Source organism: Culturomica sp., assembly GCF_003524185.1.
Taxonomy (GTDB): Bacteria; Bacteroidota; Bacteroidia; order Bacteroidales; family Marinifilaceae; genus Culturomica; species Culturomica massiliensis.
This window is the reverse complement of the sequence record NZ_DOED01000042.1, coordinates 82,384-95,017: the sequence shown is the minus strand read 5'-3', so window position 1 is coordinate 95,017 and position 12,634 is coordinate 82,384. Positions and strand designations below refer to the sequence as shown.

At 42.0% G+C, this 12,634-nt stretch carries 11 protein-coding genes and 1 tRNA gene; 1 reads left to right on the top strand and 11 read right to left on the bottom strand.

Translation table 11 applies throughout. The annotated features are described in order from the left end of the window. Positions 1-15 precede the first annotated feature (15 nt). The 4 genes from floA to DD657_RS14155 form a co-directional block, all read right to left on the bottom strand. Entirely contained in the window at positions 16-1,014 is a 999-nt protein-coding gene (floA, locus tag DD657_RS14170; protein ID WP_021988124.1) for a flotillin-like protein FloA, read from the bottom strand. Continuing rightward, on the bottom strand, positions 1,007-1,483 hold the full coding sequence (locus DD657_RS14165) for an NfeD family protein (protein ID WP_021988123.1): 477 nt from the start codon (positions 1,481-1,483) through the stop codon (positions 1,007-1,009). The genes floA and DD657_RS14165 overlap by 8 nt, the downstream gene beginning before the upstream one ends. 178 nt (positions 1,484-1,661) lie before the next feature. Beyond that, positions 1,662-2,537: a 4-hydroxy-tetrahydrodipicolinate synthase gene (dapA, locus tag DD657_RS14160; protein WP_287050547.1), complete on the bottom strand. Its 876-nt coding sequence runs from the start codon at positions 2,535-2,537 to the stop codon at positions 1,662-1,664. A 1-nt stretch (position 2,538) separates the two neighbouring features. Continuing rightward, positions 2,539-3,057, bottom strand: coding sequence for a DUF6913 domain-containing protein (locus DD657_RS14155; protein ID WP_287050545.1), 519 nt, complete (start codon positions 3,055-3,057; stop codon positions 2,539-2,541). A gap of 238 nt (positions 3,058-3,295) precedes the next feature. Here DD657_RS14155 and DD657_RS14150 point away from each other — a divergent pair. Continuing rightward, a tRNA-Arg gene (locus tag DD657_RS14150) sits at positions 3,296-3,371 on the top strand. Positions 3,372-3,740: 369 nt separating this feature from the next. Here the strand turns inward: DD657_RS14150 and DD657_RS14145 are convergent. From DD657_RS14145 to DD657_RS14115, 7 genes are all read right to left on the bottom strand, one after another. After that, positions 3,741-4,172 (bottom strand): hypothetical protein, encoded by a 432-nt coding sequence (locus DD657_RS14145; RefSeq protein ID WP_287050542.1) that lies wholly within the window; start codon positions 4,170-4,172, stop codon positions 3,741-3,743. A gap of 302 nt (positions 4,173-4,474) precedes the next feature. Beyond that, on the bottom strand, positions 4,475-4,840 hold the full coding sequence (locus DD657_RS14140; protein ID WP_118773355.1) for a hypothetical protein: 366 nt from the start codon (positions 4,838-4,840) through the stop codon (positions 4,475-4,477). Positions 4,841-4,872: 32 nt separating this feature from the next. Continuing rightward, on the bottom strand, positions 4,873-5,331 hold the full coding sequence (locus tag DD657_RS14135) for a hypothetical protein (protein WP_021988119.1): 459 nt from the start codon (positions 5,329-5,331) through the stop codon (positions 4,873-4,875). Between the two features lie 109 nt (positions 5,332-5,440). Further along, the gene (locus DD657_RS14130) at positions 5,441-6,493 is read right to left on the bottom strand and encodes a hypothetical protein (protein ID WP_287050538.1); all 1,053 of its coding nucleotides are present in this window, start codon (positions 6,491-6,493) and stop codon (positions 5,441-5,443) included. 753 nt (positions 6,494-7,246) lie between these two features. Next, positions 7,247-9,148, bottom strand: a complete 1,902-nt coding sequence (locus tag DD657_RS14125; protein ID WP_287050536.1) for a tetratricopeptide repeat-containing sensor histidine kinase — start codon at positions 9,146-9,148, stop codon at positions 7,247-7,249. 7 nt (positions 9,149-9,155) lie between these two features. After that, positions 9,156-10,997 carry a sensor histidine kinase gene (locus DD657_RS14120; RefSeq protein ID WP_287050534.1) on the bottom strand — a complete coding sequence of 614 codons (1,842 nt, stop codon included), beginning with the start codon at positions 10,995-10,997 and terminating at the stop codon, positions 9,156-9,158. 325 nt (positions 10,998-11,322) lie between these two features. Continuing rightward, entirely contained in the window at positions 11,323-12,297 is a 975-nt protein-coding gene (locus DD657_RS14115; RefSeq protein ID WP_021988114.1) for a D-alanine--D-alanine ligase, read from the bottom strand. Positions 12,298-12,634 lie beyond the last annotated feature (337 nt).

Below are 12,634 nucleotides of genomic sequence, written 5' to 3'. Positions count from 1 at the left end.
TCCGGCTAACTTTTACTATGTCAACTTATCCGATTTCTTCTTTTTATCTTCCGGTTTAGCAATAGATTCCCGCATTTGGGTATCTGCTTCGATATTTTTCATCCGGTAATAATCCATTACCCCCAAATTACCGGAACGGAATGCATCTGCCATAGCCAACGGCACGTGAGCCTCTGCTTCGATCACTTTGGCTTTCATCTCCTGTGCCAAAGCCTTCATTTCCTGTTCTTTGGCAACAGCCATTGCCCTTCTTTCCTCTGCTTTTGCCTGTGCAATTTTCAAATCGGCATCGGCCTGGTCAATCTGTAAACCGGCACCGATATTCTTACCGACATCAATATCGGCAATATCGATAGACAAAATTTCAAAAGCTGTTCCGGAATCCAAACCTTTTTCCAACACGACCTTGGATATAAAATCCGGATTCTCCATCACAGATTTGTGTGAATCGGACGAACCGATAGAAGAGACAATACCTTCCCCGACACGCGCCAATATCGTTTCTTCTCCGGCACCTCCGACCAAACGCTTGATATTGGCCCGTACCGTTACCCGTGCTTTAGCGATCAACTGAATACCGTCCTTGGCCACGGCCGTCACCGGCGGAGTATTGATTACCTTCGGGTTGACACTCATTTGTACGGCCTCAAAAACGTCCCGGCCGGCCAAATCCACAGCAGTTGCAATCTGAAATGTCAAATCGATATTTGCCTTCGACGCGGATACCAATGCATGCACAACCTGTGCCACATGTCCTCCGGCCAGATAATGCGCCTCGAGCATATCCCGGTATAACTCGATTCCGGCTTTCTTCCCTTCGATCATAGCCCCCACAATAACCGTCGGCGGCACTTTACGCCACCTCATCAATATCAACTGTAAAAGCGAAATTTTTACATCCGACACCAACGCCTGAAACCACAAACCCAGCGGGATAAGGTACAAAATAATCCACAAAAGGAACAGACCGCCTACGATCGCCGCAATCAAAATAATGACTGAATTATTATCCATACAAACTGTCTTTTAATTTAACAACAATTTTATCTCTATATACTTTCACAACTTCTACCTTACTATTGGCATCGACATAGCCGTCTTCAGATAAAGCCTCCACAACCGATTCTCCGATTTTCACTTTTCCCATCGGTGCCAGCCGGCCGATGCAGACACCGCAATCTCCGGGCCGTATACGCTCATCCACCGGCTCCACCGTTCCATCGATCTTACTTTCCAGACTCAATCTTTTCCAGGTTTGAGCCCGCAAAACATACCACGTCAGTACACATCCCCCCAACGCCGTTCCCAACACCACCAGGTGACCGGTTTTCGTCCCAAAAAACTCATACCCCAAATAAACACCGAAACACAAACAGGCAAAACCGATCAATCCCACGATATTTACACCGGGAAAAACCAGAAATTCCAATATCAGCAACACAAAACCGATTAAAATAAGTACGATCAAAACCAACCATTCCATAACCCTTATAATTAGTTTACGATTTTTGATCCCTAATACTCTCCCTGCCAATCCCCCTACACTCCGAAATAAAAACAACCCTCCGGCCTTTTCCGTATCTCACGACCTCATGAAGACACCGGCTTTTCCCGGCAATTTATCTCTTTTGCCGATAAAGATATAAAAAAAACGTTAATAATCAACACCCCAACAACATTCTCAACCGATCATACAGTGCCGGCGTTACAGGTATCAAGGGTAATCTGAGACTATTATTCCGGATAATTCCTTTCAGATGCAAAGCAGCTTTTATACCTGCCGGATTTCCTTCAGCGAACAAAGCCTGAAACAATTCACTCAATTGTAAATGTATCTCCGCAGCTTCCCCGAACTTGCCCACTTGTGCCAAATGCACCATAGCTGAAAATTCACGGGAGCAGGCATTGGCAATCACAGAAATAACACCTTCGACCCCGATGGCCATCAAAGGCAGGGTAATCCCATCATCCCCCGAAACAACAGTAAAATCATGCCGTTTGAATTTCAGTATCTCACTGATTTGTGCGAAATTACCGCTAGCCTCCTTGATTCCGATAATATTCGGACAATCGTTCGACAAACGAACAACCGTAGATGCTGCCAGATTGGCAACGGTACGTCCCGGTACATTATACAGGAAAACAGGTAACGGCGAACATGCTCCGATAGCTTTAAAATGCTGATACATTCCCTCCTGTGAAGGTTTATTGTAATAAGGGACAACGCTCAAAACAGCGTCACAGACATCGGCATAAGGAAATTCCTGTAATTTTTTCACAACTTCAGCCGTATTGTTTCCACCGATACCGACCATCACCGGTACCCGTTTGTTACTTTTCTCCAGAATCAAACGCAACACCTCCATGCGTTCGGCTTCCGACATTGTAGCTGCTTCCGAAGTCGTACCCAAAGCAACCAGATAATCGACACCTCCGGCAATCACATCATCCACCAAGCCTCCCAATGCCACCTCATCTATTTTTCCGTTTTCATCAAACGGAGTTACCAAAGCAACCCCTACTCCTTTAAATTTCATATCAATATTCCTTTAAATCCGATAACAATTTTGCTAACTCTCCAATAAAAACCACAGGATCAGAAATTCCTTTCAAAACAATATCCGCTTCAAAGCCTTCTTTTTCCATCCCGACTTTACATTTCGCCTGCGAATTCTTTAACACATAGTCGACGAGAACATTGGATTCACGGGTCAAGTCGATCAGTAAATCATAAGGTTTTTCCAGCACATGAAACAGCTTATCATTCATAATTTTTCCTCCGAACCCTACATCCTCCGCCTTGACATATACGACATCATCCACCTGCAATCCCTGATAATTAGCCGGCAAAAAACACACCTTATCCATTTTCACTTCCGGGAATTTCTCCCGGATCGTTTCCAAGCCCGGCTGCTCCCCACCCCCCGCAATCCAAAATACCACCCCGCTTTTAACGGTATGCATATGACTATATTCCTTTTCCCGTCGTACCTCTGTCATTTTCCTCGCCAGCGAATCTCCTTTCATACGCTGGAAAATGCTCTTTATTATTTTCATACGTCTCTTATTTGCTTTCGGCCGTCACACCGGCCTCACCCTATTATGTCTTCCGGTACCTCTACCGATACGGAATTTATAGCTTCTCTCCTCCGTGCTTACAAAAATAACAATTTAAATAGAACCCTCGTTATTTTATTACTTTTACAACAGAATTTCATAGAAAAATAAAAAAAACAACAAAACATTTGCACAATTCATGAAAGCTGTCTATATTTGCACCGCTTTAGAGAACAACGGACTCGTAGCTTAATGGATAGAGCACTTGGTTACGGCCCAAGAGGTTGTGGGTTCGACTCCCGCCGAGTTCACCAGATCAAAAAGCGAACTCCTGAAAACTTTGATTTTCAGGAGTTTTTCTTTTATCAGACTTACCGGAAACACAACAAAATCCCATGCAGCACAGAGCGATGAGCGGCAAAGTACAACTGACAATCAGATACCCTTTTATAACTTCACAGAATTTATCTTTGCCGGAAAGCAACAACTAACAGCAATATCTGTCAGCAAAATGATCCGGGACAGGATATACCGTTCCGGCAAAGTTTATCTTCCATAAGGATTGTAAATACGATACGCCCCCCGGTGGGCAGTGCTATGTATTGACTCAAACTATTTTATTTTTTCTTTGACATACCGGGTTTATCTCACAGTATTCAGCAATGAAGGCGAGCGTTATAAAGTTATCTCATACCTTTCAGTTCTTCTTTCATTTTCTCTTTTAAATAAAAGTAAGCTATCACACCGATTGAACTGACTAAAAGAGCATTCTCTTTATCACGGCCCAATGCCTTGGAAAATTTTGTAACATTACGATATGCCAAAAATACAAAGAACAAATAAACCAGTAATAATATCCCGACACTAAACACAAGTACGCCGATACCTATCAATGAATTTCTGTAATAGGCTTTATATTGTTTTACAGCTTCATCGTACTGAGGATTAGTCAAATACCCCGAAATTTTTAATTCTTCTTTAGTCCATCCTCTCGTACACAATAAGTCAATAGCATTATTGCGCAATTCCTCATCATAGCCGTAACGCTTGTAGTTTCTGACAACATCTATCAGTTTGTCATTATCGAATTTCCTGAGTATTTCAATTTTTTCCATTTTTACTTCATGTTGTGTTTATAAAGGGGATACAGCTTACCCCCGTTTGGAAGAAAAGGTGCTTGTTATCGGTTTAATCCTTATTTATATCTACAAATGAATGTTCATTTTCATTCTCAAACAGTATATGATATTTGTGAAAAATACTCAGTAACAGGTACGATTTATCTATAATTTCAAGTTTTAACAGTCTTCCTTTGTAAATTTCACGCAAACGTGTAAAATGAAATATCGGAATCTTCTTCAAATTCCTCTGCTTTGATGCCGGGGAAATCATCATACCCGCCTCCCCGATTAATCCTCTATCCTCGAAGAATAGCTGCCGGAATAAGTCCCAACAATCCCATGAGGGCGGATATACCCAAAGCAACAGGCCAGGTTTCCTTACCATAGACAGAAGCACCGTCCACCCAAACTAATCCCAACCAGCAAAGTAAACCTGTCAATACAAAAGATACCAAGTAATAATATAACCCGTTTGAATACAACGACGCAGCCAGTCCATGAAACGATCCCGCATACAGGGCGAGCAAAGGAACTGCCAGAACATAACCGATGCCGGCCAACCAACCACTCCCTGCTCCCCACATTTCCTCATATATACAATATAGCGGAAAAGGCAATACCAGCACACTTTCGGCCAGAAAAACAAGAAGCGCTTTGAACATAGACCTTTATTTAAAAATAGCTGAAAAAAGGATCATTTCCCCGAAAACCATCTTCCCAATGACGCCATCAATTTCCGGAACCATCCTTCCCGGGGAGCTTCATACTCGGCCTGCACCTCGTCCCGGAAATCTTTCCAGCTTTCGAACGAAGCTGTTTCCGGACCTTCCAAAAAACCGCCAGTGCCGGTATCCACAGCCCGGCAAGCAAACGCCTGGCACATCGCTTCAATCAAATCATAAGGAGCTTCATTCCCCCGGATAGCCAGCATAATATCGTTTTGCACCTCTTCTTCCTCCAGCATAATTTCCACCGAATAATTGTCCGTAAACACCACCGGCCAATTCGGATCCGTAAAATCTGCCTCCGGGTAATTCTGTCGCAACCAGGCGTGCACCTCGGATTTCGCAGCAATTGGCAGTGGCTTTTCAATTTCGTCCGGACTGGACTCCTGATTGGTTTCACTCTTAATCAAATATACGTCCCAACTCATATCGTTTCAATTTTAAAAACACCCAAAAAATAACATTACCGGAATAACCCAACAATACTAATGACACAGACTGTCTGCCAAACCGGATACTGTAGATTTTCCTATTGAATTATTGCATTAATCCTCCCTCTATAAAGAAAACAACCTCATTTAACCGGTTTTTATTCGCTTTTTCATCTTTAAAAATAGCCGGAAGGGAAATTACCTTATCTTGAATCAGCTTATCTACCAAATACCACATGACTTCATGGTATAACATCACCGTCGCTACTTTTTCATTCTCAATGCCGTATCGGGTTGTCAATGAACCACAATTATTCTTTAGTTCTGCACTGATGGCGTTTACCAGTTTTTCACTTATCTGATGAAAACTATCTTGCTGTTTCTTAATAATGGGAAATAATACATTTCCATTATTGTCTGCCAGTCCGTAGGGTTTTAACCGGGAAATGAGTTGGGTATCTGTTATTTTTCCGAACCTGGCTATTTCATCAGCACACTGGTCCATAATGTTGTTTCCGGGAGCAATGCCGCTGTTGATGTAAGTCAATATCAAATCCTGTTCTCCGAAACCATTCGTACCGCATGAAAGGCCATTTCTTGGCTCGTATAATACCCAGTAACAGCCACTCCAGCTTGTATAATTATTAATATCCTCAAACAATACCAGTTTTGTCCACATTCTACCGTCCAGAAGATATGAAAAGACGAGTGAGAGCGTATTATTCTTAAATCCCATATCACTGATAGTCTGGCTCAGTGATATAAAGTCTGCTTTTGTTTTTGCATAAATGGCCCCGGCCAGCTCTTTGCTCAAACTTCTTAAAGAACTGGTTTGTTCTTTGTCGAGAATAGGTATGGTGGTCTTCCATTTTCCTCTTGTTTTACTGATAAGTCCGCCAACCTCCAATAGCAGTAATTGGCTGTCAGAGCATTTGACCCCCATCTCACGAAGTTCAGCCTGGGTGTGCGGAGTCCGCAGATTGTATAGTATTTCCCAATTATTGTCCGGCATTACATAGTCTTCGGGCTGATGTCCGTTTACTGCGATAAACTGGGTTGCCTCCCATTGATTATAAGGTCTTACCGGCGTCTGTGCCTGAATCATAATGGAAACAGATAAGAAGACGAATAACAGTAGCAAGTTTGAAAAATATTTCATAATCATTTTATTTATTGTCTTTATCGCTTAAACAAATAGCCTGCGGGAACGGGTATTCCGGGCTGTGGACCGCCATTCATTTCCGCTTTGTTCCCGATTCCGCCCCAAAATAACCCGACAGTTGCGCCCCGTGAGTTATCTCTCTTTGATCGCCTTTTTTTTATCCGGCTATTCTTTTGTATACCCGAAAAAGCAACTCCACCAATGACGATGCATACGCACAACGACACAATCCTCTACGGCCTGATCACGTATATTTCAATAGTGCATATTTCTTCTCCATCCCAGCTCCTTCCTTTCCTGTCCGTCCGGCACAAAACCGGCAGCCTCTCTGAGGGAAAATATATTTTTGAACCACAGCTTCATCGTATTGTAATTTACGGATAAAATTACATTTATTTAGTAAAATTTCAAAACATATATAGCTCAATAGAAGAAATAGCCTGAATGAAATGGTCTACCGGCATCTGCGTGCCTGGGAATTTACCATATACGAACGACCATCTGTGGATCTGCTCATTTTTATATGGCCTGCTCCGGCCGATGGACCGGCATCAAGAACTACCGTTTGGAAGGTAGTGTAAAACTGCCGGATAACGATGAACGGAATATGTCCGACTTTTGAAAACCCTTATTGACGGATGTGCTGACCGAACCGGTAAAGCAGGACGATGGATGCCTTTCCGTAATCGGTGAATTCAACCTGTTAATGAAATTTTTTATTTCAAATATTGGAAAAATCTTTGCGGCAATTTATATTTTCAGGGTAAAACGGATAAAACCGGAACGGACTTCATACTCGCCGCCGAAATATTCGATAATCATCCGGTTGATTTCATTCCGGATAATCATTTCTTGCGTCGGTTCCACAGAGGCAAGTGCGCTATTGGTGACGGTCACCACGAAAAACTTTCCGCCTGACTGCTCCAGGTTTATACGTAAAAAAACAGCCCCGTCCGCCAACACCAACAAACTGTCCAATATCTGTCTCAGTTGCATACCGTCTATGTTCACTTTCCCATATTCCGGGATGGCTGAATTAAATTGAATATCTTTCACAGCCGCCCTCCCTATGACATCCTGAATAAGATACTTCACATCTATTTCACTGACACTGAATTTCATCTTACCCGCTTCCAGACGCGACAGATCGAGAATATTATTTACCAAAGCAATCAATTGGGTCGAACTATCGCTAATGATATGTACTATTTTTTCCCGTCTCGCCTCATCCATCGGCTCATCGGATGCCAACAGCAACGAATGTCTTACAACCTCCCCCAAAGGCATACGGATGGCATAACTCATATTGGTCAGAAAACGTTCTTTTACCCGGACTGCCCGATTGACATCTTCCGCTATTTTCCGTATCTTTTTTTCCGATTTATTAAGACATCGCTGGATGTAATAAAAACGAAGCGCAAAGTACAATAAAATTGCAATCAATAAAACAATCACACCTAATACAACCAACTTAAACCAGCTTTGAATACGGGACCGCATCAAAAGCGCAGAGTCAATGCTATAGCTTTCATTCAATTGCCCGATCTGCTTGTTATACACAGTTATCCGCAATGAATCCTTGGCAAGCAATAATTCTTTTTCAATCCCCAAAGCTTCTTCATATCGTCCCATTTTCCCCAATAGCTCTCCCTTCATGAATAAAGCAGCACAATAATCCTTTTTCGATCTGCCTTTAAGTATGCCAAGTACCCGGTCAAGGGCTTCCGAAGCATTCTCCAGCTCTCCCATAACCTGATAGTAAACCGCAAGTTCCATATAATAGCTGAACCTGTAAGCGACATACTCATCAATGTAATATTTATCTGCCAGTTGTTTATATTGTCCGGCCAAATCCAGTCGATTCTGCAGCGCATAATATCTCATATAGGATAAATAAATCATCAACAGATCGCCTTTCAGGGCATTTTTTCTCTGCGGATGCTTCTTTATCAATGACTTGATCCACGATTCCTTGATTTTCAAATATTTCAACCATTGAGAATTATTTTCCATATTCCGGTAATGAGCAATCAGATAACTGATGATTTCAGTCGTCGTCAATTCATTATCGATCTTTGATGAAAGTGCAAAAGCATGCTCTAAAGCTTCGGTAGCCTCTTGCCCACGAAAAGTCGTCTGATAAATACCAGCCAGACAGATATCGGCAATAATCTGTCCATACACACTATTCAGGTTTTCGGCCTCTTTCAACATCTTCTGTGTCTCCCGTTCCGCCAGTTCATATTCTTCATCAAGCACCAGCAACTCAATATAACATTGCTGTCCCTGCCACATTATATCATATAATTTTCCCCGACGCGCCAAAAGTTCCAGTTTCTGCATCCACGACTTTACCGCTCGTATATTCCGCTTGTTAAACTCTATAAATACAAAATAAAGATAAGCTTTACATTGAAATGTACTATTTTTCTGCCATTCGGCTTCCTTTAAAAGTTCCCCGGCATAATACGCCCTTGCCTCAGGTTGTTGCTTATTTATTCCGACCAATTCATCCAATATATTCAGACGCAACGTATCATGTCCTGCAACTTCCAGCTGACGGAGCAATTCACGCTGCACATCGCTAATTGTCGAAAAAGCGTAAAACATTCCGGCAAATAACAAATACAATAAAAGAATCAGCTTTTTCATAGATGCGCTATTCATTAGACGTTCGGGGCAAAGGATGCGTAAAAACAAAACGGGCTCCCTGCGTATATCCGGTATCCAGCCAGATGCGTCCCCGGATACGTTTTATCACCAGTTGGCAAATAGAAAGCCCCAATCCGCTGCCCTGTATGTCTTCGTGCAATTTCTCATAGCGATTGAATATATATTTTTGCTTTTCCGGAGGAATTCCGCACCCCGTATCTTCTACTACGAATATCGCCTCATGCTTATCAGCATCAACATCCAATACGAGCCGGATTGTACCCTCTTTTGTAAACTTCGCAGCATTGACCAGCAGATTGATAAGCACTTGCTGAAGCCGGTTACTATCGGTATAAAGCTCCAGACAAGGCAAAGGACAGGAAAATATAAGCTGCGCCGCCGTTGTCTTTACTGCATTCACCGTATGGATAACGCTGTGACAAACATCGACAGCATCGCAGACAGCAAATGTAAAGCTCATCGTATTTTCTTCTAAATCAGATAAATCCATGAGATCATTTATCAACTTCAGCAATAAATCCGAATTCTGGCGGATATTGTCCCCATACAAACGCTTTGTTTCTGCATCGATATCCCCGTAAGCGGCCAGTATCTCCGAAAAGCCCACAATACCATTCAACGGGGTTCTTATTTCATGACTCATATTCGACAGAAATAAACTTTTCGATTGAATAGACCGTACCGCTTTTTCCGTTTCCGCCTCCAGGTGTTTCTGGCAAAGCTTTAAAGTCCGGTTTTTCCGCTTGAGTATAACGACAACGACAATCACTGTCAGCAACAGTAAAAAACAGAAAAAAACGATCCAACTCAACAGACGATTGTATTCGGCTGCCGTATCCAACTGTGTCTGATCGATTCGATAAGTAAGATGCAATTCGTTGAGCTGATGCAGGTATCTGGCCACATTCACCGAATCGGAAAGGGTATTTACCCGTTGATAAATACGAAAAGCTTCTTCCGGCTGTTCCTTTTTTTCAAATATCAATGCTTTATTTTTCAAAAAGTAGATATATCCGCCCAGATTATTACTTTTCTTCAAATCCATTAATACCGAATCGGAATACAGCAACGCATTTTCATAATCTCCCCGGCCCAGACAAAATTGAGCAAACAGCAGGTGTATCCATTGATTAAATACCCGATCGGAAACATCTGCCTTTAAAACTTGTTCCAGACAAGCTACGGCTCGTTCTTCATCCTTCACCGACAGGAAATACAAAGTCTGGTAACAACGTAAGAAAAAATGATAGTTTTCTTTCTCCCGGGAATTCAATCGGATAATCAATTCCTCAGCTTGATCCATATAGCCGGGCAACCTATCTATTTTATCAGCGTGCAGGCAAACATGCATATACTGTATAAACAGGCGGATCTTAGCATCATCATCACGAATTCCTTCCAGCATTTTAAAAGCATCTGCAAAAGATTCCTCCGCCTGCTCATAACGATTGGTATACATATAAGTATCCCCCAATGCCTGAAGTGCCAAAGCGATTCCCAAACGATTGTTCTGTTTTCTGGCTTCCTTATACATTTTAGAAGCTTTGTCAAGGGCAAGCCCCCAGTCACCCTGCAAACAAAGGGAATTTACGGCAATTTGTCCTGTTTTGAAATACGTAACATAATCCTTTGCCCCCAATGCCTGCTCCCCCAACTTATTGCAAAGACAGATAAGACTGTCCTCCGGAAGTGTCGTACTGTAATTCAGGCTTTCACTGGAAAGCAGAAATAACAGTCCGTACAAACGATCGTCTACTTTCGAAACAGTATGCGCATCACATTTTCCCCAGAAAACGACCAGCAATGACAATAGGAACAAGATCCTCATTCTTCTTATATTACAAAAACACAAGAAACAGCTTCCAACATACAATCTAAAAAAACAACATAAACAAACTTCCGTTTTTATGAGCCGGAAAAAATGAACCGGAAACGACTCTGATTTTTATCGTCTCCGATAATCTCACGGATTCCGCAGACAAATCATACATAACCACCCTGCAATCTTTTAAACGGTCGGCAAATACCCCCGGCGTAAATCATCAATTACACAAATAACTGTTCAAAGTTAATTATACATTTAAATACTTCAAGTATCTGTACACAAAGAATCTGCTAAAATATAAAATAAGTCAGCGGACGTATCAAAAAACTCAAACCAGCTTGTCCTCAATGATTTCAGTCAGGATATCTTTCAGATTGCCTCCCATCGCTCTCACCATTTTGGGAATAAAGCTGTTTGCTGTCATTCCGGGAGTCGTATTTACTTCCAGCATAATGACCTCGTCTCCGCATACAAAACCATCCATACGAATAATCCCTTCACAACGCAGAATATCGTATACTTCCGAAGCCATTTCCTGAATTTTCTCCGTAATTTCATCTGAAAAACGACCGGGAATAATTTCGTCCGACATCTTCGCATCGTATTTTGCTTCAAAATCGAAAAATTCCTTTTTCGGCACCACTTCGGCGACAGGAAAGATCACTTTCTTATCCCCGGCACGATACAAACCGCAGGTAAACTCGGTTCCGTCCAGAAACGCCTCTACCAATACCTCTTTACATTTCCCGAAAGCCAAATCCAAAGCCTCATCAAAAGCTTCCGCTGTCTTTACCTTCGATACACCGAAACTGGACCCTTCTGCATTAGGCTTCACAAAGCAAGGTAATCCTACAGCCTTCAACAAAGCCTCTTTATCATAGGCTTTCCCGCGCAACAGCAAAACCGGATTTGTCGTCCGTATCCCAAATGCCTGCAAATAATTGGTACAAGTGTATTTATCGAATGTAAGTGCCTCACATAAAGTACTACAGGTCGAATAAGGTACCCCCATCATATCCAGATATCCCTGTAACATACCGTTTTCTCCGGGATTTCCATGAATGGTAATATACGCAAAATCAAAACTGACCTTTTTCCCCTCGCATTCAAAAGAGAAATCATTTCTATCGACGGCATACTCTTTGCCGTTCCATTGTACATGCCAATCACGTCCTTTCAATATCATCAGGTATTTATTGTATCGTTCCCCGTCGATCTCTGCATACACATAATTTCCCGACTGAATGGAAATTCCGTATTCGGAAGAATTACCTCCCGCAATGACTACCACATTCTTTTTCATCAATTTTAAATTTTAAATTGCTCCCGTTGATTGAATTATTCAGATTCCCCGCAGACTTCACAGATTCCGCAGACAATATTGTAAATTTGAGATTGTAAACGAAGTATATAAATCCTCCACAAAACATGCCCCCTCCAACAGATACATCCTGTCAAAAATTGCCAATCGTCAACTAAAATCATAAATCCGTACCATTAATGAGGCCAACGGACCCGTCCCCAATCGTCAATCAAAATTCTCTACGGCTCTATAATGCCAACTGCAAAAATAGAAAGAAATCGCTAAAAATTTCATTTCTGTCCTTCCATTTTCATCTCTCAATTTTTTCCTATCTTTG

Bases quoted from the DNA above. Each gene is read 5' to 3' on its own strand.
- floA (WP_021988124.1), bottom strand. From the start codon at position 1,014: ATGGATAATAATTCAGTCATTATTTTGATTGCGGCGATCGTAGGCGGT.
- DD657_RS14165 (WP_021988123.1), bottom strand. From the start codon at position 1,483: ATGGAATGGTTGGTTTTGATCGTACTTATTTTAATCGGTTTTGTGTTG.
- dapA (WP_287050547.1), bottom strand. From the start codon at position 2,537: ATGAAATTTAAAGGAGTAGGGGTTGCTTTGGTAACTCCGTTTGATGAA.
- DD657_RS14155 (WP_287050545.1), bottom strand. From the start codon at position 3,057: ATGAAAATAATAAAGAGCATTTTCCAGCGTATGAAAGGAGATTCGCTG.
- DD657_RS14145 (WP_287050542.1), bottom strand. From the start codon at position 4,172: ATGGAAAAAATTGAAATACTCAGGAAATTCGATAATGACAAACTGATA.
- DD657_RS14140 (WP_118773355.1), bottom strand. From the start codon at position 4,840: ATGTTCAAAGCGCTTCTTGTTTTTCTGGCCGAAAGTGTGCTGGTATTG.
- DD657_RS14135 (WP_021988119.1), bottom strand. From the start codon at position 5,331: ATGAGTTGGGACGTATATTTGATTAAGAGTGAAACCAATCAGGAGTCC.
- DD657_RS14130 (WP_287050538.1), bottom strand. From the start codon at position 6,493: ATGAAATATTTTTCAAACTTGCTACTGTTATTCGTCTTCTTATCTGTT.
- DD657_RS14125 (WP_287050536.1), bottom strand. From the start codon at position 9,148: ATGAAAAAGCTGATTCTTTTATTGTATTTGTTATTTGCCGGAATGTTT.
- DD657_RS14120 (WP_287050534.1), bottom strand. From the start codon at position 10,997: ATGAGGATCTTGTTCCTATTGTCATTGCTGGTCGTTTTCTGGGGAAAA.
- DD657_RS14115 (WP_021988114.1), bottom strand. From the start codon at position 12,297: ATGAAAAAGAATGTGGTAGTCATTGCGGGAGGTAATTCTTCCGAATAC.